17 protein-coding genes are annotated in these 21,180 nt (G+C 72.6%); 6 read left to right on the top strand and 11 right to left on the bottom strand.

Annotated elements, in window-relative coordinates:
* Positions 1-98: 98 nt before the first annotated feature.
* Entirely contained in the window at positions 99-2,525 is a 2,427-nt protein-coding gene (locus ACWEOZ_RS29635) for an immune inhibitor A domain-containing protein (RefSeq protein WP_451914008.1), read from the bottom strand.
* A 442-nt stretch (positions 2,526-2,967) separates the two neighbouring features.
* On the opposite strand from ACWEOZ_RS29635, the gene ACWEOZ_RS29630 reads away from it, so the two are divergent.
* The gene (locus tag ACWEOZ_RS29630; RefSeq protein WP_451913951.1) at positions 2,968-5,955 is read left to right on the top strand and encodes a BTAD domain-containing putative transcriptional regulator; all 2,988 of its coding nucleotides are present in this window, start codon (positions 2,968-2,970) and stop codon (positions 5,953-5,955) included.
* On the opposite strand, the gene ACWEOZ_RS29625 is transcribed toward ACWEOZ_RS29630, so the two are convergent.
* Positions 5,956-6,429 (bottom strand): hypothetical protein, encoded by a 474-nt coding sequence (locus tag ACWEOZ_RS29625; RefSeq protein WP_451913950.1) that lies wholly within the window; start codon positions 6,427-6,429, stop codon positions 5,956-5,958.
* 131 nt (positions 6,430-6,560) lie between these two features.
* Here ACWEOZ_RS29625 and ACWEOZ_RS29620 point away from each other — a divergent pair, with 131 nt between their 5' ends.
* Positions 6,561-9,836, top strand: a complete 3,276-nt coding sequence (locus ACWEOZ_RS29620; protein WP_451913949.1) for a TIR domain-containing protein — start codon at positions 6,561-6,563, stop codon at positions 9,834-9,836.
* On the opposite strand, the gene ACWEOZ_RS29615 is transcribed toward ACWEOZ_RS29620, so the two are convergent.
* The 4 genes from ACWEOZ_RS29615 to ACWEOZ_RS29600 all read right to left on the bottom strand — a co-directional run bounded on the left by ACWEOZ_RS29615 (position 9,833) and on the right by ACWEOZ_RS29600 (position 12,667).
* Positions 9,833-11,017 (bottom strand): RNA polymerase sigma factor, encoded by a 1,185-nt coding sequence (locus ACWEOZ_RS29615; protein ID WP_451913948.1) that lies wholly within the window; start codon positions 11,015-11,017, stop codon positions 9,833-9,835. The two genes, ACWEOZ_RS29620 and ACWEOZ_RS29615, sit on opposite strands and share 4 nt — an antisense overlap.
* A gap of 17 nt (positions 11,018-11,034) precedes the next feature.
* Complete coding sequence (locus ACWEOZ_RS29610; RefSeq protein WP_451913947.1) at positions 11,035-11,391, bottom strand: YciI family protein; 357 nt, start codon at positions 11,389-11,391, stop codon at positions 11,035-11,037.
* A gap of 64 nt (positions 11,392-11,455) precedes the next feature.
* Positions 11,456-11,881, bottom strand: a complete 426-nt coding sequence (locus ACWEOZ_RS29605) for a DUF6069 family protein (RefSeq protein WP_451913946.1) — start codon at positions 11,879-11,881, stop codon at positions 11,456-11,458.
* A 96-nt stretch (positions 11,882-11,977) separates the two neighbouring features.
* On the bottom strand, positions 11,978-12,667 hold the full coding sequence (locus ACWEOZ_RS29600) for a DNA alkylation repair protein (protein ID WP_451913945.1): 690 nt from the start codon (positions 12,665-12,667) through the stop codon (positions 11,978-11,980).
* 123 nt (positions 12,668-12,790) lie between these two features.
* Between ACWEOZ_RS29600 and ACWEOZ_RS29595 the strand changes: the two genes are divergently transcribed.
* On the top strand, positions 12,791-13,660 hold the full coding sequence (locus tag ACWEOZ_RS29595) for an AraC family transcriptional regulator (RefSeq protein ID WP_451913944.1): 870 nt from the start codon (positions 12,791-12,793) through the stop codon (positions 13,658-13,660).
* A gap of 5 nt (positions 13,661-13,665) precedes the next feature.
* Here ACWEOZ_RS29595 and ACWEOZ_RS29590 read toward each other — a convergent pair whose 3' ends face one another.
* Together ACWEOZ_RS29590 and ACWEOZ_RS29585 are read right to left on the bottom strand one after the other, a co-directional pair.
* Positions 13,666-14,436, bottom strand: a complete 771-nt coding sequence (locus tag ACWEOZ_RS29590; RefSeq protein ID WP_451914007.1) for an alpha/beta fold hydrolase — start codon at positions 14,434-14,436, stop codon at positions 13,666-13,668.
* A gap of 62 nt (positions 14,437-14,498) precedes the next feature.
* Positions 14,499-14,786: a hypothetical protein gene (locus ACWEOZ_RS29585; protein WP_451913943.1), complete on the bottom strand. Its 288-nt coding sequence runs from the start codon at positions 14,784-14,786 to the stop codon at positions 14,499-14,501.
* 156 nt (positions 14,787-14,942) lie between these two features.
* Here ACWEOZ_RS29585 and ACWEOZ_RS29580 point away from each other — a divergent pair, with 156 nt between their 5' ends.
* The 3 genes from ACWEOZ_RS29580 to ACWEOZ_RS29570 all read left to right on the top strand — a co-directional run bounded on the left by ACWEOZ_RS29580 (position 14,943) and on the right by ACWEOZ_RS29570 (position 17,458).
* Positions 14,943-16,652 carry an alpha/beta hydrolase gene (locus ACWEOZ_RS29580; RefSeq protein WP_451913942.1) on the top strand — a complete coding sequence of 570 codons (1,710 nt, stop codon included), beginning with the start codon at positions 14,943-14,945 and terminating at the stop codon, positions 16,650-16,652.
* A gap of 81 nt (positions 16,653-16,733) precedes the next feature.
* Entirely contained in the window at positions 16,734-17,300 is a 567-nt protein-coding gene (locus ACWEOZ_RS29575; protein WP_451913941.1) for a hypothetical protein, read from the top strand.
* A 5-nt stretch (positions 17,301-17,305) separates the two neighbouring features.
* Positions 17,306-17,458 carry a hypothetical protein gene (locus ACWEOZ_RS29570; protein ID WP_451913940.1) on the top strand — a complete coding sequence of 51 codons (153 nt, stop codon included), beginning with the start codon at positions 17,306-17,308 and terminating at the stop codon, positions 17,456-17,458.
* A gap of 13 nt (positions 17,459-17,471) precedes the next feature.
* On the opposite strand, the gene ACWEOZ_RS29565 is transcribed toward ACWEOZ_RS29570, so the two are convergent.
* The 3 genes from ACWEOZ_RS29565 to ACWEOZ_RS29555 all read right to left on the bottom strand — a co-directional run bounded on the left by ACWEOZ_RS29565 (position 17,472) and on the right by ACWEOZ_RS29555 (position 21,158).
* Complete coding sequence (locus ACWEOZ_RS29565) at positions 17,472-20,240, bottom strand: ATP-binding protein (protein ID WP_451913939.1); 2,769 nt, start codon at positions 20,238-20,240, stop codon at positions 17,472-17,474.
* Positions 20,207-20,401, bottom strand: a complete 195-nt coding sequence (locus ACWEOZ_RS29560; RefSeq protein WP_433720997.1) for a hypothetical protein — start codon at positions 20,399-20,401, stop codon at positions 20,207-20,209. Before ACWEOZ_RS29560 ends, ACWEOZ_RS29565 begins: the two co-directional genes overlap by 34 nt.
* Positions 20,402-20,543: 142 nt before the next feature.
* The gene (locus ACWEOZ_RS29555) at positions 20,544-21,158 is read right to left on the bottom strand and encodes an NAD(P)-dependent oxidoreductase (RefSeq protein WP_451913938.1); all 615 of its coding nucleotides are present in this window, start codon (positions 21,156-21,158) and stop codon (positions 20,544-20,546) included.
* Between the last annotated feature and the right edge of the window lie 22 nt (positions 21,159-21,180).

Below are 21,180 nucleotides of genomic sequence, written 5' to 3'. Positions count from 1 at the left end.
CCGCAAGGATCGACGCTTGCCCGGATCAGCCGCTGACCGGTCCGGACACGAAGGTGCCCGGGCGGGACGCCCGGGCACCTTGTGGCGGGGTCAGCGGATCACGAGATCCGGATCTTGGCGGAGGTGCCGTTCTCCTGCAGGACGCGGATCTTCACGCCCACCGCGGGAAGCTTGACCCCGTGGTTGGGCAGTTCCTCGTAGAAGTACTTCTTGGTGTCGTCGAACAGCGGCTGCGCCGCCTGCCCGCGCAGGTACGACGGCTGGCCGTTGATGTGCAGCGTGAACGAGTCGGCCTTGCGGAGCCCGAACGGCGCGTCGTAGACCTGGATGCGCGCGCTCCACGGCAGCCCGTCGAGCCGGTACTGCGGCTGGGGATGGGCGTCGATGTAGAGGTTGCGGCCCTGGCCCGGATGCCAGTTGGTGTCGTTGTCCACCTGCGAGCGGTCCCAGTAGGAGATGAGCACACCCTGCTGGTACGAGTAATGCTCCACCCAGTCCGGTTTCGTGTTGAGGAAGCCGAAGTTGTACGGGCCGGTCTTGAGATAGCGGTCGTAGGAGACGTACGTCCGGTGCCCGGCGATGTAGAAGTTGTCGTAGTCGCCGGTGGAGCTGGTGCCCACGGTGCTGAAGCCCTTCAGCGTCCAGGGCGTGGTGCCCTCGGCGTCGTCGCTGAACAGCACCGTGCCACCGTCGGTGACCTGGATGTTGTCGGCGAAGAAGCCACCGGCCGAGAAGCCGCCGTCGGTGCGGTAGTAGAGCTGCAGGTAGACGTTCTGGCCCGCGTACGCGTCCAGCGGCACGTTGACGTCGACCCACTGGTTGTCGGTGCTGCCGTCGATCGCCGGCCGCGGCGGGTTGGCCCCGTCCCGCCCGAACGGCTGCCCGTTGACCGTGCCGTCGAGGGCCGTCCACCGCTGGCCGTCGAGCGACGCCCGGACGTACAGGTAGTCGAAGCCCTCCTCGATGTTGTAGCGGGCCTTGAACGACAAGGCCGGATCGGTCGCTCCGGAGAGGTCGAACTGCCGGGTCATCGAGTTGCGCAGGTCGTCGGCGTTGCCGGAGAAGTACTGCCGGGAGCCGGCGAACGGCGCGCCGAACTCGGTGGTCACCCGTTTCTTCGGCAGCACCACGACGGCCGCCTGAGCCTTCTTGCTGTTGTACTCCTGGGGGCCGAGGGTCAAGGTGCGCTTCTGCTTCGCCACCACCGTCTCGTAGTCGAGCCAGCCGAGCTGCAGTTTGTTCCACGCGCCGAGATCGCCCGGGCGGGTGCCCAGCGGCTCACCCTTGGCGTTGAGGCGGCTCTGCGCCATCAGCGTCCAGTACTCGTTGTTGTTGGTGCCGCCGGTCAGCACGTTGTAGTCGTCCGGCAGGCCCAGGTCGTGGCCGTACTCGTGGACGAAGACGCTGAGCCCGCCGTTCTCCGGCTGCATCGTGTAGTCGCCGATCCACAGGCCGGTGCCGGCGATCTCCGTGCCGCCCAGCAGGTTGCCGGCCGGGCCGCGGTCACCCTCGTCGTCGCCGTACGCGAAAGCGCGGTGGCTCCAGATGGCGTCCTCGGCCTGGTACGGGTCACCGTCGGCCTCGTCCCCGCCCGCATGCACGATCTGGAAGTGGTCGAGGTAGCCGTCCGGCTCGTTGAAGTTGCCGTCGGCGTCGAAGTCGTACCGGTCCCACTGGTCGAAGGTCTTGAGCTCCGCGGTGATCTGGGCCTTGGTGCGCCCGCGGGCCTCCTGGTCGGCGACCCACTGGTTGGCGGCGTCGCGGACCAGGTCGTAGGAGGTGTTGCAGACGTTGCTGGAGCAGACGTTCGGGTCGTCGCCGTTGGCGTCGGTCGGATCGTCGCCGGAGCGGCCGTACCGGGCCTCGTTGTACTTGACCTTGACCCAGTCGGTGACCGTGCCGTCCACGCTGTACCGGCCGGAGGACTGCGTCTGGTAGTAGGTCTTGACCGACTCGACGTTGCGGCCCTCGCCGAAGTACAGGTTCTGGTAGTGCTCGCGGTTGTAGTCGGCCTGCCAGACGGTCGTGTTGTCGACCGCCCGGTTCGGCGCGGGGATCTGGTTGTGCACCGGACCGTCGAAGCGCTGCGGCCCGGGCGTGCCCGGATCGGTGTCCTTGTCCGGGAAGCGCGGGTCACGTTCGTCGCCGAACTCGGCGAGGATGACGAAGATCCGGTCGGTCTGCTCGCGGGCCAGCTCGACGTACTGGTCCCGGTTGTCCTTGGCGCCGCGGCGGTGACGCGCCTCGCCGCCGAAAGCGCCACCGCCGGCGGCCTGACCGACCTTGACGACGGTGCTGCCGTTGCGCTTCTCCAGCTTCGCGCGGCCGGACAGGACGTCACTGACGGCCTTGTCCCGCAGCGTGCGCCGCTTCTTCTCCAACGGGCTGACCAGCTCGTCGCTGGACACGCCCGGGTCGTTCTTCGACGGCCCCGCCGCCGCTGTATCGGCCGGCGGAGCCGCGACCGCCGCCGGACTGAGTGAGACGCCCACACCGGACGCCAGACTCAGGCTCAACAATCCCACCAAGGCTTTTCGCACGGACGAACCTCCGCGATCGTCTTGCCGTCCCCGCCGATCAGGCGGGACGGCCCGGATCGAATGTGGACCTGGACAAGGCCTGTGAAGGAACGTAGACATCGACGAGTTCGGAAGGGAAGACCTGGGCCGGGTCGGCTGCGCGACGCCGCTCGGCAAGAGCAACAAGCGACTCCTCGGCTATACCGGTACACACACGGCCAGCTCGGCTTTTGTCGCAGGGCAGGTCGCCCGTCGCTCTTGGTCTCACCTCAACGTCCCGATTCCCCCGTACGCGCTGCGTAACCGGGCGAGGGCGACCTGTTCCCTGCAACGGATCCAATGGTCGTCGGCAGACCTTGTGCGAAGCATGGGAGACTGGTCAGGTTCCTTGTAGATTTCTTGAATCCCCTGGTGGGGAGCGTTCGGGTGAAGGGTGTGCTGAGGTCAGTTGGCGGCGGAGTTCGGGGTGCTCGGCGCCGTGGAGGCCCGGGTCGACGGCCGTCCGGCCGAGCTCGGGCATGCTCGGCAGCGCTGCGTCCTGGGGGTGCTGCTCGTCGAGGCCGGCCGGCCGGTCACGGTCGACCAGCTGATCGACCGGGTGTGGGGCGCCGACGCCCCGCAACGGGCCACCGGCGCGCTCTACAGCTATCTGTCCCGGCTGCGGCGGGCCGTCGCCGGCGCCGCCGAGGTGACGATCGAGCGCCGGGCCGGCGGATACGTCCTGACCGTCGACCCGCAGGCGGTGGATCTGCACCTCTTCCGCCGGCTCGTCACGCAGGCCCGGGCGGCCGAGTCCGACCGGTCGGCCACCGAGCTGATCGAGCAGGCCCTCGGCCTGTGGCGCGGTGAGCCCTTCGCCGGCCTGGACACCCCGTGGCTGAACGCGATGCGGCGGCTGCTGCTCGGTGAGCGGTTCGCCGCCGAGCTCGACCGCAACGACGTGCTGCTCCGGCTGGGCCGGCACGGTGAGCTGCTGCCCGCCCTGGCGGCCGCCGTCGCCGAGCATCCGCTGGACGAGCGGCTCGCCGAGCAGTCGATGCTGGCTCTGTACAGGTGTGGCCGCCAGGCGGACGCCGACGAGCAGTACCGGCTGATCCGGCGCCGCCTCGCCGACGAGCTCGGCAGCGATCCCGGCGCCGGGCTGCGCCGGCTGCACGAGCGCATCCTGGCCGCCGACCCGGCTCTGGCCGCCCCGGCCGCCGACGCCCCGGCTGCGGCGGTTCAGCTCGCCGCGCCGGCGACGGTGCCGGCCCAGCTGCCCGCGGACGTGCGCGCCTTCACCGGCCGTACCGGTGAACTGGCCGCGCTGGACCGCCTGCTGGCGCCGCCCGAGGGCGACGAGCCGCCGCTGACGGTCGCGCTGCTCTCCGGCACGGCCGGGGTGGGGAAGTCGGCCCTGGCCGTACGGTGGGCGCACCGCGTCCGGGAGGCGTTCCCCGACGGCCAGCTGTACGTGAACCTGCGCGGTTACGACGCCGAGCAGCCCGTGGCAGTCGCCGACGCCCTGGCCGGTTTCCTGACCGCGCTGGGCGTACGGGGTGCGGAGATGCCGCTGGGCACCGACGAGCGCGCCGGCCGCTACCGGTCCGAGCTGACCGGCCGCCGGATGCTGGTGCTGCTCGACAACGCCTCGTCGGTGGAGCAGATCCGGCCGCTGCTGCCCGGCACCGGCTCGTGCCTGGTGCTGATCACCAGCCGGGACTCGCTGCCGGGCATGGTGGCGGTGCACGGCGCCGAGCGCGTCAACCTGGATCTGCTTCCCCTGGCCGACGCGGTGGGCCTGCTGCGCCGGCTGATCGGTGCCCGGGTGGACCGCGAGCCGTCCGTGGCCGCCGACCTGGCCGCCGCCTGCGCCCGGTTGCCGCTGGCGCTGCGGATCGCCGCCGAGCTGGCCGCCGCGCGCAGCGACGTCTCGCTGGCCGAGCTGGTCGCCGAGCTCGGCGACCATCAGCTGCGGCTGGACCTGCTGGACGCGGGCGGCGACCCGCGGGCCGCGGTCCGCGCCGTGTTCTCGTGGTCGTACCAGAATCTGCCCGCCGACGCGGCGCGGGCGTTCCGGCTGCTCGGTCTGCATCCGGGCGACACCGTGCACGTCGCGGCGGTGGCCGCGCTGACCGGCGCGGACCTGGGGGAGGCCCGGCGGCTGCTCGGCGTGCTGGTCCGGGCCAGCCTGGTGTACATCGGGCGGGGCGGGCGGTACGGCATGCACGACCTGCTGCGGGCGTACGCCGCGGAACTGGCGGCCGAGCACGACCCCGCGCAGGAGCGGAAGGCCGCCCTGACCCGGGTTTTCGACCACTACCTGGCCGGTGCCGTCGCGGCGATGAACGCCCTGCACCCGGATGACCCCGCGACCGGCGGTGACCCGGACACGGCCCGCAGCTGGATCGAGGCGGAACGGCCCAATCTGGCCGCCGCCTGCACGTACGGCGCCGCGCACGGCTGGTATCGGCACGCCGTCACCATCGCGGCGACCATGTTCCGCTATCTCGACGCCGGCGGCCCGGTCGCCGAGGCGGTCACCGTGACCGCAGCCGCTGTCTCCGCGGCGCGGGCCCTCGGCGACCGCGAGGCCCAGGCCCGGGCACTGTCCGATCTGGGCCGGTTGCACCGGCGGCAGGGCCGGCTCGACGAGGCCGCCGAGACCTACCGGCAAGCTCTGCTGCTCTACGCCGACCTCGGTGAACGCGCAGCCGAAGCGGTGGCGCTGCGCAACCTGGGCAGCGTCCACTGGCGGCTGGGCGACTACCGGCAGGCCGCGGAGCACTATCGGCGGGCCTGGACGCACTACCGCGAGCTGGGCGACGAGGCCGGGCAGGCCGACGCCTCGGTACGGCTGGGCCTGGTCGACGCCCGGCTCGGCGACGAGACCCAGGCGAGCGGACGGCTCCGGTCGGCCCTGGAGCTCTTCGCGCGGCTCGGCGACCGGTTCAGCGAGGCGTACGTGCTCTCCCTGCTCGCGCGGCTCACCCAGCAGCCCGCCGACCTCGAACGGGCCGGCGTCCACCTGGAACAGAGCCTCGCCGCGGTCCGGCAGGCCGGCGACCGCACCGCGGAGGCGTACGTGCTCACCGACCTGGCCGCCGTGTACGCCCGGGTCGGGCGGCTCGCCGAGGCGGCCGGTCAGCTGCGGCAGGCGCTGTTGCTGCACCGACGGATCGGCGACCGGGCCAGCGAGGCCGAGGCGCTCAACGACCTCGGCCAGGTGCTGCGCGCCGCCGGTGACGACCAGGAGGCGCGGCACCAGCACGACCAGGCGCTGCTGCTGGCGCGGGAGATCGGCGACCGGTTCGAGCAGGCCCGCGCGCACGACGGCCTCGCCGCCACCGACGTGACCGGCGGGCCGCACCGCGAGCTCGCCCGCGCTCTCTTCGCCGACCTGGCCGTGCCCGCCGCGCCCAGCCTGGAAATGCCCACGGCGACTCCCGGCCGGTAGTCAGACCCGGAGCACGCCCTCGACCCACAGCACCGTGACCGGGCATCCCCGGGTCCGGGCATACGTGACGATGTCCGCCGTGCCGCCGAGGCCGCGGGCCGGCCGTCCGTCCCACACCGCGAAGAGATGATCACAGCGGTCCACCAGGGCCTGACCGGCGGCGAGATACGCCTGCTCGCTGGGCTCCGGGTACGGCATCGTGGTGACCGTCGCCGCCGCCCGCCTGAGCTTGGCGAACCTGGCCCGGCTGTCGGCCCCGCTCAGCGAGCAGGCGTAGCCCTCGCACGGCAGGATCACCTCCAAAGTGCCGCCGGCCGCCAGCACGTGGGCGGCGAACAGCTGGTCGGCGCCGTCGGCGAGGTTCGACAACCCGTACAGCTGGGCGCCGGCCGGGAGGACCCGGCGCCAGTGGTCCTCCGCGCGGTCGACGATCTCCGGCGGGAGAATCTGATGACCGGTGACACCGAACCGCACCCCGACCCCCGTACGAAGGCTCGTCGACCTGTAGAAGCACCATGACGATACGGTCTCCCGCCTTTTGCCGGGGGACGCCGGCATGGACAATCTGTCGTCGCTGGACATGCTGACTGCCGGGGGATCGTGTCATGACCTTCAATGGGTTCATTTCGTACAGCCATGCCGCGGACGGGCGTCTCGCGCCCGCCGTGCAGCGTGGTCTGCACCGGCTGGCCAAGCCCTGGCACCGTCGGCGCGCCCTGTGGATCTTCCGGGACCAGACCGGTCTGTCGGTGACCCCGGCGCTGTGGTCGTCCATCCAGACCGCGCTGGACGGCTCCGAGTACTTCGTGCTGCTCGCCTCGCCGGAGGCCGCGGGATCACCGTGGGTGAACCGGGAGATCGAGCACTGGATGGCCACCAAGACGGCGGACCACATCCTGCCCGTGGTGACCGACGGCGAATGGGCGTGGGACTCCGAGCGGCACGACTTCACCGAGGACTCGACGGCGGTGCCCGCGGCGCTGCGCGGCGTGTTCGACGAGGAGCCACTGTTCCTCGACCTGCGCTGGGCGCGCGGCAGCGAGCACCTCAGCCTCCAGCATTCCCGCTTCCGCGACGCGATCGCCCAGCTCGCGGCCCCGATGCACGGGGTCAGCAAGGACGAACTGGAAGGCGAGGACGTCCGGCAGCACCGCCGGGCGCGGCGGCTGCGCTCGGGTGCCGTGGCGACCCTGGTGCTGCTGACGATGCTGGCCACGGTTACCGGCATGTCGGCAGTGCGCAACGCGGAACGGGCGCGGGCCGCGGCGGCCGAGGCGATGCGCCAGCAGCAGGTGGCCGAGGTGCAGCGCGGCAGTGCCGAGCGGTCCGCGCAGGAGGCGCTGCGCCAGCAGGAGCTGGCCCGGCAGCAGCAGGATCTGGCGCAGCAGCAGCGCACCCGGGCGACCGACGCGGCAGCCGCGGCGGAGGAGGCCGAACGGCTGGCCGGGGAGCAGCAGAAGATCGCCGACGCGGCGGCCGCGGAGGCGCGGCGGCAGCAGCGGCTCGCCGACCGGGCGGCGACCCGGACGCGCGAGCAGCAGCGCCTGGCCAAGACGGCGACCGAGCGCGCGCAACGGATGGAGGAGGAGGCGCGGCGGCTCGAAAAGGTCGCGCAGGAGCAGCGGAGGCTGGCCCGGGAAGCAGCCGCGGAAGCCGACCGGCAGCAGGCCAAGGCCGACGAGCAGCAGCGGATCGCGGTCAGCCGGCGACTCATGATCCGGGCCAAGGCGTCGATCGTCGACGACCCGAAGACGGCCCTGATGCTCGGCGAGGCCGCCCACGAGCTGCGGCCCGACGCCGAGAGCCACAAGGAGCTGGCCGGGGTCATCACGGCGACGAACTACGCCGGCTCGATCAAGAACGCGACCTGGACCGCGTACGCGAAGGACGGCGTTCTGGCCGCGCTCGGCACCGACGGCCGGGTGACGCTGTGGGACGTCACCGACCGGCGGAACCCGTCGGCGATCGCCACGCTGCGCGAGCCGGCCGCCAAGGGCGGGTCTCTACTGTTCAGCCCGGACGGCAGGACGCTGGCCGTGGTGGGTGCGCAGGACAAGGCGGTGCTGTGGGACGTGGCCGTCCGGTCGCGTCCGGCCCGGCTCGCCACGCTGCCGAACGACGGCACGGTTCGCTCGCTGGCGTACAGCGCGGACGGCAAGACCTTCGTCACGGGTGACCGGTCCGGGATCACCACCCTGTGGGACACCAGTGACCGGGCCGAGCCCGAGCTGATCACCCGGCTGGACGACTTCCTGCCGTACCCGGTGGAGGACCTCGCGTTCAGCCCGGACGGACGCACTCTGATCGTGGACAAGGGCCGGTTCGTCCCGGTCTATGATATGACCGATCCGCTGGATCCGATCTCGCTGCGCGGGGTCGTCGGTTTTGGCGGGTCCCCCATGGTGTTCACGCCGGACTCGACGAAGCTGATCGTCGGTGAGTACGACGGCAGGGTCGCCTACTACGACATCGAGGCGCGCCGGAACGAGGTCCGTGACCGGGTCCGGGTCATGGACGACGGTCCGCAGCCGCCGGACATGCCGCCGGACGAGCCGGACTGGGGCGCTTACGACGTGGTCACCAGCCTCGGCGGGTCCATCAGCGCGATCACCCTCAGCCCGGACGGGCGGATGATGGCCGCCGGTGACAGAAACGGAACGGTGACCGTGTGGGACGGCCGCGAGGTGGTCTCCAGCATGCGGGCCAACGCCGGGATCGGGACGCTGGCCTTCGGGCCGGGTGCGGAGACGCTCGTCACCGCCGACGGCTCCGGGACCGTGACCATGTGGAACGTGAGGCCCCGCTCCGCCCCGGACCGCCTGGCCGCGCTCGCCGGGCCGGGCGGGTCGAACCGGTCCACGTCCTTCCGCCCGGACGGCCGTACCCTGCTCGCCGCCGGCTCCGACGGCACGGCGAGATCGTGGAAGGTGACCGACCCCGCCCGTCCCGTCCGGGATGCCGACGTGACCGTCCACAACGGAGCGGTGCGGTCGGTAGCGTTCAGTGCGGACGGCCGCACTGTGGCGGCGGTCGGGTCGGAGGACGGTCGGCTGACAGTCTCCGACGTGGCCCGGCCGGCCCGGTCCGTGACGCTCACCGTGTTGCCTGACTACGTGCTGGGAACGAACGCGATGGTGTTCAGTCCCGACGGGCGCACCCTCGCCGTCGTCGTGGACGAGACCAGAATGATGCTGTGGGACCTGGCCGACCGGAAGCGCCCGGTCCTGCGGGCCACGCTGGGTGACGGCAGCTACGGCACGGCGCTGGCCTTCAGCCCGGACGGGCGGACCCTGGCCGTCGGCGGCTACGACCGCACGCTGACGCTGTGGGATGTGGCCGGCCGCGGCCGTCCCGTCCGGCTCGCCGCGCTCACCGGTCACAGCGACTTCGTCGAGTCTCTCGCGTTCGCCCCGAACGGGCGGACCCTGGCCAGCGCCGGCTTCGACGCCAGAACGGTCCTGTGGGATGTCACCGATCGCGTTCGCCCGCTCCGGCTCGCCCTGCTGGGCGGTCACGCCGGGCCTGTCGAGTCGGTGGCCTTCAGCCCCGACGGGCGCACCATGGCGACCGGCGGCCGGGACGAGACGGTGACCCTGTGGGACACCGCGAAGCCGGCTGAGCCGATCCGGGTGGCCACGATCCCGTCCGGCCTCGACGGCGAGGCCCGCGAGGTGACCTTCCGGCGCGACGGGCAGACGCTGGCGGTCACCGGGCAGTCCCGTGACAGCGTGACCGTGACGCTGTGGAGCTACGCGAAGCTGAACAGCCTGCGCAACGATCCGGCGGGATACGCCTGTGCGATCACGGGCCGCGGCCTCAACCGGAGCGAGTGGGCCCGGCACGTTCCCGAGCTGGCCTACCGCCGTACCTGTGCCGGCTAAGGGTCGAGCCCGGCCCGCCGGGCCCGGAGGAAGGCCCGCTCGGTCTCGTTGCCGGCCAGGGTGATGGCTTCGTCGTAGGCCGCCGCGGCCTCGCGCACCCGGCCGAGCCGGACCAGCAGGTCAGCGCGGGTCGCGGGCAGCAGGTGGTAACCGGGCAGCTGGAGGTGCTCCAGCGCGGCCAGCGCCAGCGCCGGCCCGTGCACCTCGGCCACCGCGACCGCCCGGTTCAGCGCCACCACGGGGGTCGGCGCCAGCGCCTGCAGCTGGTCGTAGAGCGCCAGGACCTGCTGCCAGTCGGTGGCCGGGCCGTCGGTGTGCACGGCGTTGATCGCCGCCTGGATCTGGTACGGGCCCGGCCGGTTGCGCCGCAGGCACCGGCGGACCAGGTCATGTCCCTCGGCGATCAGCGCCCGGTTCCACAGTGACCGGTCCTGGTCCGGCAGCAGCACCAGCTCGCCCCCGGGACCGGTACGGGCCGGCCGGCGCGCCTCGGTGAGCAGCAGCAGGGCGAGCAGGCCGACGACCTCGGGCTCGTCCGGCATCAGCGCGGCCAGCTCCCGCGCCAGCCGGATCGCCTCGGCGCACAGGTCGGTTCGGATCAGGGACCCGCTGGTGGCCGCGTACCCCTCGTTGAACATCAGGTAGAGCACCGTCAGCACCGGCGGCAGCCGGTCCGGGAGCTCCTCGGCGCGCGGCACCCGGTACGGGATGCCGGTGTCGCGGATCTTCTTCTTGGCGCGCACGATGCGCTGGGCGATGGTCGCCTCCGGCATCAGGTACGCCCGGGCGATCTCCGGCACCTCGAGCCCGCCGAGCAGGCGCAGGGTCAGAGCGGTCCGCGCGTCGGGGGCGAGCGCCGGGTGGCAGCAGGTGAAGATGAGTCGAAGCTGGTCGTCCTGCACCGGTCCCACCTCCTGGGGTTCGTCCGGTTGGTGCAGCAGCAGCGCCTGGGCGTGCCGGGCCTCGCGGGTGGATTCCCGGCGGAGCCGGTCGATGGCCCGGTTGCGGGCGGTGGTCACGATCCAGGCGCCCGGGTTCGGCGGCAGCGTGTCCCACTTCTCCAGGGCCACCGCGAACGCGTCCTGGACGGCCTCCTCGGCGAGGCTGATGTCGCCGAGGAGACGCACGAGCGTCGCCACGCAGCGGCCGTACTCCGCCCGGTAGACGCCGTCGATGTCCATGCCGGCGGGCCGCCCGTTCAGCTCTCGGGCTCGTCTTCGAACGGCCGCACCTCGACCGGCCCCATACAGGCCGCGGAGCACTTGGCGGCCCAGCTCAACGCCTCGTCGAGGTCCCGGCAGCGCAGCACCCAGAACCCGCCGAGCTGCTCCTTGGTCTCGGCGAACGGGCCATCGGTCATGGTGGTGCCGCCGCTGTCGGCCCGCACGACGGTCGCGCTGTCGGGCGGCAGGAGGCCTCCGCCGAAGACCCAGGCGCCGACGGCCTTCAACTCATCGTTGACCTTGTCGACCTGGGCGTAGGCCTGCTGCGTCTCCTCCGCCGAGCGCGTCGGCGCGTCCTCGACCATGTGGACGGCGAGCATGTACTGCTTCATGATTCTTCCTCCGGTGAATAGACAGCTGAAATGGTGACAGAACCGAGGGGTGCGTGTCGCGAGGTCAGGCCGGCAGACGCCGGGCGACGACCGGGATGACGATCGCGGCGGCGACCAGGTGGGTGAGCATGAGCAGCGCCCTGGTGCCGGGCGCGGCGTCCACGATCAGGTCCGGGACCAGCGAGAGGGCGGTCAGCACGACGGTCGTGCGCACGAAGGCCCGCCGCGGGTGCCGGGCCGTACGCGCCAGCACCGCGGCCAGGATCACGCCGACCAGGGAGAACACGGTCGTCAGCACGCCGAATCCGGAGACCGGGATCGGCGCGCCGCCGACGTCGAGGCTGACCCCGGCCGCATCACCGGCAGCGGCGATGATCATCGTGGCGGCACTCGCGGCCGCGGTGGCGGCGACCCCGAACCCGATCAGGGCCGCGACGCCGGAACCGGCGGTACGGGTCGTCGTGGCGGTGGTGGCGGCGGTGGTGGTCATGATGCCCTCCGGGCGGTCCGCGGGCCGGCTCCGTGCCGGCCTCTCACCAGGGCTACGAAAAGCGCCCGCCCCGATCGACGACCCCGCCGAAGATTCTCAGAACTTTTTTGCGGCGCCGTCTGATTCCTCCCGGCGCACCATCTCGGTGATCCAGATCGGCGCGAACGGTGAGGTGCAGTTCGGCGGCGTCGGATAGTCCTCGAGCACCTGCAGCCGCTCGCCGATGGCGATCGCGCGGGCGCGGTGCCCGGCGTGCTCGATCCCGATCTGGGCCAGGCAGTGGTTCATCGCCCACTGCAGGCGGTCGGGGGCGTCCTTCATCCCGGCCTCGATGATGTCGAGCAGCCCGCCGAGATCCAGGCCGGCCGGTTGCTTCGCCACCCGTTCGGTGGTCAGCGCCCACCCGGCGCTCGCGACCACCGGGTCGGGATCGGCGAACCAGGCCAGGCGCAGCTCCTCGGCGTGCGGGCTCTTCTTGACCACGTAGTTGACGAGCCAGTCGTGCACCTTGGGCGTACGCGCCCGGCGCACCATCACGTCCAGCTCGTCCCGCCCGAACGCCTTCGGCCGGCAGATCAGCAGCGCCAGCAGCTTCGCCGCGGTGTCGTCGGTCTCCCAGAGCTGCCGCGCGAGGTCCTGCTGGACCTTCAGCCGCTTCGCCACCGCGCGCAGCTTGGTGAGGTTCACCCCGTGATCGTCACCGTGCCGCTCGTTGACCGCGCGGACCTTCGGGTCCTCGAGCGCGGCCAGCTCGGCCAGCACCTCGTCCACCGTCGTCCCCGCCACCTCGAGCTCCCCTCGTCACCCGGGGTGTCAGCCTACGAGGTGCGGCGGATGATCGGATCGGACGCCGATGATCGGGCGCCGCCGGCACGTCGCGGGCCAGGATCGACCCCGAAGGGAGGCCTCGTGATCGCGGACCTCAACCGGCTGGTCGACCTGGTCGAGCAGCACCTGACCGGGGACCTGGACGTCACCGCGACGGCCCGGGAGCTCGGCACGACCGAGTACCACCTGCGCCGGGTGTTCTCGTCGCTGGCCGGCATGCCCCTGTCGGAGTACGTGCGCCGGCGTCGCATGACCGTCGCCGCTGCCGAGGTCGTCAGGGGCGAGGATGATCTGCTGACCATCGCGGTCCGGCACGGCTACGGCTCCACCGAGGCGTTCGGCCGGGCGTTCCGGGCAGTCCACGGCGCCGGTCCGGGTGACGTACGGCGTCACGGCGGCCCCCTTCGCACACAACCACAGCTCAGGTTCCGCCTGACCGTCGAAGGGAGCAACCCCATGGACACCCGCATCGTCGACCGGCCCGCGTTCCGGCTCGTCGGACACGCCGCCCGCGTCCCGCTGCAGCACCGGGGCGTCAACCCGCACATCCAGCAGCACATCGCCGGGCTGCCGCACGAGGAACACAGCCGGCTCAAGGCGCTCGGGGACACCGAGCCGGAAGGCCTGCTGCAGGTCACCGACGACCTCGACCCGGACAGTGCCGAGGGCAGCGAGCTCACCTACCTGCACGGAGTCGCCGTCTCCGAGGACACCGCGGTGCCCGGGGACCTCGACGCCGTCGGTGTGCCGGCAGGCCGGTGGGCGGTCTTCCGCACGGCTGGTCCGCATCCGCAGGCGTTGCAGGAGACCTGGGCCGCGACCGCGACCGAGTGGTTCCCGTCCAACCCCTGGCGGCTCCGGCCGGGCCCGTCGATCGTCGCTGTCCTCGAACGCGCGGACGACTTCCGCACCGCGATCTGCGAGCTGTGGCTCCCGGTCGAACCGGCGTAACCGTCCTACAGTGCGAGCATCGCCGCGGCGACCTCGTCGGCGGCGGCGTCAGGGATCTTCGTCGCGGCCCGGTCGAGCACGAGCAGCCGGGCCCCGGGGATCTCGCGGGCGAGGGCCTCGCCGTTGCCCAGCGGGAAGAACGGGTCGCGGCGGCCGTGCACCACGAGCGTCGGGATGGTCAGCTCGGGCAGACGTTCGCGCCAGCGCGGTCCGCAGTCCAGCTTGGCGAACACCATGCCCAGCTGGTTGGCCATGTGTACGGCGGGCCGCGGGTCCGGCGTACGGTCGAAGATCCGCTCGGCCGTCGCGCGGGCCGCGGCCGGGTCGTCGCCGAGGATCTCCGCGCGGGCGGCGGCGCTCTGCGCCACCGCGGCGCGGTCGGACCAGTCGGGCAGCGGGAGCGCGAAAGCCCGGCTCATCGTCGCCGCGTCGTGGTCGGGCAGGTCGTCGTCGACCGGGCCCGGTGCCATCGGCCGCGTGCCGGCCAGGGTGAGCGCCGAGAAGGCGTCCGGGTGGTCCAGCGCGGCGACCTGGGCGACCAGCCCGCCAACGCCGATGCCGGCCAGCTGCGCCGGCCGGTCGTCCAGCCCGCGGGCGAGCGCGGCGGCATCGGCGGCGAGATCGCGCAACGTGTACGCCGGCGCGTCCGGATCACCGGTCGACGACGCACCGGAGTCACGCAGGTCGTAGCGCACCACGTGACGTCCGCCGCGAGCGAGGGCCGAGCACAGCGAGTCGGGCCAGGAGAGCATGGTCGTGCCGCCGGCGAGCAGCACCAAGGGGGCCGCCGCGTCACCGAAGTGCTCGACCGCGAGCGTGACGCCGCCGGGCGTACGGATCAGAACGGGGGCGCGTCCTCGCCCATCAGGGCCAGCGTGACGCCGCCCTTGCCGGTCTTGAGGCTCTGCACCACGACCTTGCCGGTGCGGCCGTCCGGCAGCTCCAGCGTGAACGTCTTGCCGACCGCGTTCTTGGGGCCGTAGCCGGCGTCGTTGGCCGGCCGGAAGTCGCCCGCCCACGGCGGGACGCCGCCTCGGCGACTGGGCTCGGCGAAGAGCGCGGCGGTGCCGGGCGTCCTGGTGCCGTCGGCGGAGACAAGCGTTGAGGAACTGCGAAAGGTAGCCATATGCGCTCAGGCTATCGCGCGCGGGCCCCTGCGTGGGGAACACCGCGGGCCCGATTGTCGGGAGCACCGGATGATCACGGAGCGTGGCATCGACGCCTTACTATGCCGGGGGTCGCGGCACCGCCGCCGCGAGCCACCGTCAGAAGGGTCGTCCGTATGTCATCGAAGACGCACCGACTACTGACCGCAGCGCTGGCCGGCATCGTGCTGGCCGGCGTCGCCGCCGCGCCGGGGTCGGCCGCCCCGGCCGCCGCCGAGCGCACCAGCAAGGCGGAGAGCCGGCGGGTCGACGCCGTGCCCACGCCCAAGCTCGGCTGGTACAAGTGCTACGACATCGCCGAGTGTGCGACCGCTCAGCTGCCCCTCGACTACGACCAGCCGAAGGGCGCCACCACCGAGATCGCCGTGCTGCGGATCAAGGCCAAGGACCAGAAGCACAAGCTCGGCAGCCTGTTCCTCAACCCCGGCGGTCCGGGCGGATCGGCGACCGACTTCGTGCTGTTCGCGCCGTACTTCCTCAGCGACTCGCTGCTCCAGCGCTTCGACATCGTGGGCGTCGACCCCCGGGGCATCGGGGCCAGCGCGAACGTCCACTGCTTCAAGTCGGTCAAGGACCAGACCGCGGTCCTCGACCTGCTGAACGTGCCGTTCCCGGTCACGAGGACCGAGGAGCGGCGGTACGTGAAGGGGTCGAAGCTGCTGGGCAAGGCCTGCTCGACCACCGGCCGGCCGCTGTCCGGCGCGATGTCCACCGCCGAGGTGGCCCGGGACATGGACGTCATGCGCCGCGCGGTGGGTGACCGCAAGCTCAACTACCTGGGCTTCAGTTACGGCAGCGCGCTCGGTCAGTACTACGCGAACATGTTCCCGGACCGGTTCCGCGCCCTGACGGTGGACGGCGTGCTCAACCCGGTCGCGTGGGTTGGCAACACCCGGCAGATCCTCGACGAGCGGCTGCGCTCGTCCGACGGCGCGTACCGGGCGCTGATCGAGATCCTGAGGCGCTGCGACCGGGCCGGTGAGAAGTTCTGCGTCTTCGCCGACGGCGACCCGGTCAAGAACTTCGAGACCATCGCCCGCCGGCTGCGTGCGAAGCCGCTGGAGCTGCCGGACGGCGACGGCGGCACGATCACCGTCACGTACGCGGTCTTCGTCAGCGCCATCCTGGGCTCGCTCTACGGGACCGACGCGGGCCAGGTGGTCACCGAGATCGCCGCCGAGGTCTGGGCAGCGCTGAACTCCGGCTCGACCGCCGCACTCACCGAACGGGCGCGGGCGGCGAAGGCGACCAAGCGGGGGTACGACTTCCCGTACCAGAACGGCTTCGAGGCGAGCAGCGCCGTCATCTGCACCGACGGCCGGCACCCGGCGAACGCGGAGTTCTGGCCGGCCGCCACGGCGCGCCGCGACCGGCAGGCGCCGTACTTCGGCCGGGCCTGGGGCTGGATCGACAGCCAGTGCGCCCACAAGACGTGGACGGTCCAGGACGAGGACGCCTACCGCGGGCCGTTCACCAAGCGGACCGCCGCCCCGGTGCTGGTCGTCGGCAACTTCTGGGACCCGGCGACGAACTACCAGGGAGCCGTCTCGTCGAGCCGGCTGCTGCCGAACTCGCGGCTGCTGTCGAGCAACAACTGGGGCCACACCGCGTACGGCTCGGGCGTGTGCGCCACCACCGCGATCGACAACTATCTGCTGACCGGAACGCCGCCCGCCAAGGGCACGGTCTGCACGGACTCGGCGCAGCCGTTCACCGAGCCGCTGCCGCCGCCGGGGGAGGCCACCATCCTGTCCACACCGACCGGTAAGCAGCGTCCGCCGGTCGCCACGCTGATCCCGGAGTCGCCGCTGACGCCGGCGAAGTGACCCTCCGTGGGCGGGGTGGCTCCGGCCGCCCCGCCCACGCGGGCGGTTTGGATTCCCCGGCGGCCGCTGGATCATGGGCCCGTGATCGGATCCGGCACCTTCTCGCTGACCACCCCGCCGTTGTTCGCCGCGCTGGCTCCGGCCCGCAACGTCCTGATCGCCGGCGCGGGTGGCGGATTCGACGTGTACGCCGGTCTGCCCCTGGCCCTGGCCCTGTGGCGCAGCGGCGTCCAGGTGCACCTGGCCAACCTGTCCTTCTCCGAACTCGTCCTGCTCGACCGGGACAGCTGGACGGCGGAGAACGTCGCGGTGGTGACCCCCGACTCGGCCAGCACGGACTGGTACTTCCCCGAGCGGACACTGGCCCGGTGGCTCGCGGATCAGGACCTGCCGTCGAAGGTGTACGCGTTCCCGCCGCTCGGGGTCGAACGGTTGCGGGCCGGCTACCGGCACCTGATCGACCAGCTGGACATCGACGCGGTGGTGCTGGTCGACGGGGCACCGACATCCTGTTGCGCGGCGACGAGAGCAACCTCGGCACACCGGTGGAGGACATCACCAGCCTCGCCGCGGCCACCAGAGGCGACTTCGGCGACGTCCAGTTCACCCGGCGCACCAGCGGCAGCACCCTCTTCGTCAATCCGCTGACGGCCATGTATTTCACCGTCGACTTCGACAAGCTCGCCGCCCGGTGCCTGTATCTCGACCGTATCGAGAACACCTGGGGCCGGCGTCAGGTGACCGGCCGGATCGAGAAGTTCCGGGCCGGGATCTCGCCCCGCATCCCGCGCGTGTTCCCGCACTGACCACCGTGGTGGGTCAGTGCCGCCCGACGAGGTCGCCCACCTCCGTACGCGACGAGACGCCCAGCTTGCGCAGGATGTTCGACACGTGCACGGCGGCGGTCTTCGGTGAGATGTAGAGGCGCCGGGCCAGCTCCGTGTTGGTCAGCCCGTCGCTGATCAGCACAGCCACCTCCCGCTCGCGGGGCGTCAGCGCGGCCGGGCCGGTCACTGCCGGTGGGGCGTCGACCGGGGCGAGGCCGAGCCGGGCGCGTACCCGGGCGAGCTGGTCCACCCGCCAGCCCCGCCACCCGGCCAGCAGGGATGCGGCCGCCTCGGCCCGCGCGGTGGCCTCCTCGCGCCGGTCCTCGGCGAGGAGGCAGCGGGCGGCGCCGACGTGGACGGTGCCGCGATTGGCCGGTCCCAGGATGTGCGCCTCGGTGATCGACAGGTAGCCGGTGAGGGCCTCGGCGTGCCGGCCGCGCGCCTCGGCGAGCTGGGCGTCGACGAGGGTCCGGTAGGCGTCCCACACGTCCTCGTCGAGCAGCGCGGCGGCCATCCGGTCGAGCTGGGGCGACGGCAGGCCGATCTCCAGCGCGGCGGAGATCAGGTCGTGGGCCTGCTCACCGCTGCGCCAGTTCTCGTCGGCCAGGGCCGTGAGCAGCTCGTCCAGGGCCGCCTCGGCGCGAGGCAGGTCGCCGCGGCGGCAGGCGAGGTTGAACACGAGGCCGGGGATCGTGGTCGGCGGGTTGTCGGTCAGCGTCGCCAGGTCGGTGATGAGCTGCTCGACCCGGTCCAGCTCGCCGGCCTCCAGGTAGAGCCCGGCCAGGAAGACCCCGTGGTAGTCGGCCCAGCGGCCCCGGCGCCGGTAGCCGCGGTCCTGCTCGCGTCCGCTCTCCAGCGCCGCGATCGCGGCATCGAGGTCGCCGGCCCGGATCGCCAGCCGGGCCCGGCCCTGGAAGTACGTGGCCACCGCGAGCGACTCGAAGCCGGCCCGCTCGGCGTCGACCCGCATCCGTTCCAGGGTCTCGGCGTGCTCAGCCGGTGAGGTGGGCGGCTCGCCGTGCACCAGGTTGTTGAGAGCCCGGGCGGCCAGCACCCATTCGCCGGCCTTCTCGGCCTCGTCGACGAGACCGGACAGGATCTGCCGGCCCTCGGCGGCGGTCTGCGGGCGTTCGGTGAGCGTCGAGCCCTTCTCCAGCAGCGCGGCCAGGCGCACGGTGGGCAGGTCGAATTCGTCGGCCAGGGCCAGGGCGCTGTCGGACCAGTGCAGCGCCGCGTCGGCGTCGTCGCGCAGGTACGCCGACTGCGCGATCGCGGTCATCGCCCGGGCCTGGTCGGCGCCGGGCGGCAGCTGCGCGATCAGCGTCTCGATGTCCTGGGTGAGGGTGCGCATCTCGTCGGTCTCGCGCGACTCCCAGGCGATCCGGACCAGCAGGTAGAGCGACTCGGCCCGGTCGGTCGAGGTGCCGGCCAGGTCCCGCCAGCGCCGGCCGTAGCGCAGCGCGTCGTCCAGCAGGCCGGCCAGCCACGCGGCCCGGGCCGCGGCGGCGACCAGCTCGGTGTCGTCGGGCACCTCGTCGAGGCCCATCTCGGCCAGCTGCAGGGCCTGGTAGGCCGAGCCGATCGACAGGTAGAGGGCGGCGCCGCGGCGGGCCGCGGCGATCATGTCGTCGTACCGGCCGGCGCCGCGGGCGTGGTGCGCCACCATGGCCGGGTCGGCCCCGCCGTCGCCGGCCAGCGGGCCGAAGGCGTCGCCCTTGCTCAGCAGCACGTCCAGGGCGGCCTCGTGCAGCCGCCGGCGCTGCCGGCCGAGCATCTGATCGGCGATCGCCTCGCGCACCAACGCGTGCCGGAACGCGAACTCGTCCTCGCCGGACTCGACCAGGACCCCGCTGGTGACCAGGTCGCGCAGCGCGGCGATGAGCTCGTCCTCGCCCGCGCCGGTCACCTCGGCGAGCAGGTCGAACGGGATGCGGTGGCCCAGCACGGTGGCCGCCTCGACGATGCGGTGGCTGAGCGGGCCGAGGTCGTCCACCTGACGGCGGAGCACGTCGGCCAGGCTCCACGGCAACGGCTGCTCGACCAGGGCCTCCACGTCGTACCCGGGCAGCGCGCGCAGCAGCTCCTCCAGGAAGAAGGGATTCCCGCCGGTGCGGTGGTGCAGCGCCGTCGCGGCGCGCAGCGGCGCCGGCGAGCCGGTCGCCGCCGCCAGCATCGCCGCGGTCTGCGCGGGGGTGAGGCGGTCCAGCCGTACGTGGGTGACGGCGTGCCGGCGTTCCGTGCGGGCCAGCAGTCCCGCCACCGGTTGGCGGCGGGTCACCTCGTCCGGCCGGTACGTCCCGATGAGCAGCCGCGGCCCGCGCTGGTCGGCGATCCGCTCGAACAGCGCCGCGCTCTCCGAGTCGGCCCAGTGCAGGTCCTCGAAGACGATGACGGCGGGGGAGTCGCCGATCAGGTCGGCCAGGACGGCCAGCCCGATGTGCAGGCGCTCGACCGGGCTGCGCCGCGGGTCCGCGAGGGTGGCCAGTTGTTCCTCGTCGATCTCCGGGTGGCCGTCGATGGCGTCGAGCAGCACCTCGTACGGCCGGGACAGTGAGCCGGGCTCGGCCTGGCCGACCAGCACCACGGTCTCCGCCGGCAACCCGGCCAGCAGTTCGTGCACCAGCCGGGTCTTGCCGATGCCGGGCTCGCCGGCGATGAGCGCGACCGCCGGCTCATGCGCCGAAGCGAGCCGCGCCAGGCGGCGCAGCTCGCTCTCCCGCCCGATCATCACCGGGCTGGCACCGCCGCGGATGGTTCGCACGACGCCAGGGTACCGGTGGGACGACCGCGGGCGACCGCGGCTTTGCGGGCCCGGCGGGCCCGGCGGGCGCTGCTCAGCAGGCGCCCCTGCTCCGCCTCGGCGACCAGCTCACGGTGCCGGTCGTGGGCCAGGTCCAGCAGGATGTCCGGGTGCATCATCATGGCTTCTCTCCTCGTCAACCGGTGATGGGTCAATCGTCGGCTGACGGGGGAGCTGTCACATCGGACGCGATCACCTATCTTGGCGGTCGCCCTGGTTCAGACGGGGTACGCGGGCCGCCTAGGCATACCTAGGCGCCCGCGCTCAGGTGCTGCTGATCGTGAGGGTCTGTCCGGGGAACTGTCCCCGTACCGCTTCCTCGACCATGGCCGCCGCGACCGTCGCCCGGCTCACCCGGTCCGGGAAGAACCGTCTCGGGGTCCGGTCCAGGGTCCGGGTGCGCCGGCCGGGGGCGACCGGGCCGTCGGTCAGCATGCCGGCGTGGAAGACGGTCCCGCCCGCGGCGATGATCGTGGCGTCGGCCGTCACCTTGTCGGGGACCTCGGCCCGCAGGAAGACGTTGAGCAGGGTGCGGGTGAGCGGGCCGGCGACGTCGGCCGACGGGCCCGTGCCCACCGCCCCGAGCCAGACGACCCGGGGGACGCCGGAGGCGGTGACAGCTTCAGCGCCGGCGGTGAGAACCCCGGGCGGGTTGCCCTTGACCACACCGAGCCCGGACAGCAGTACGTCGGATCCGGCGACCGCCCGGGCGATGGACTCAGCGTCGTGCACGTCGGCGGCGACCGTGGTCAGCCCGGGCCGCGCGGGTACGCGTCCGGGTTGCCGGGCGATGGCCGTCACCGCCAGCCCCTGTTCGAGCGCGGCGTCGACCAGCAGAGTCCCGGTGGCGCCGGTGGCGCCGAGTACGGCAATGCGCATGGCAGTCATCCTCGATCACAGT

It is taken from the genome of Actinoplanes sp. NPDC004185, assembly GCF_053603475.1.
This window is presented reverse-complemented; position numbering and strand designations above follow the sequence as displayed.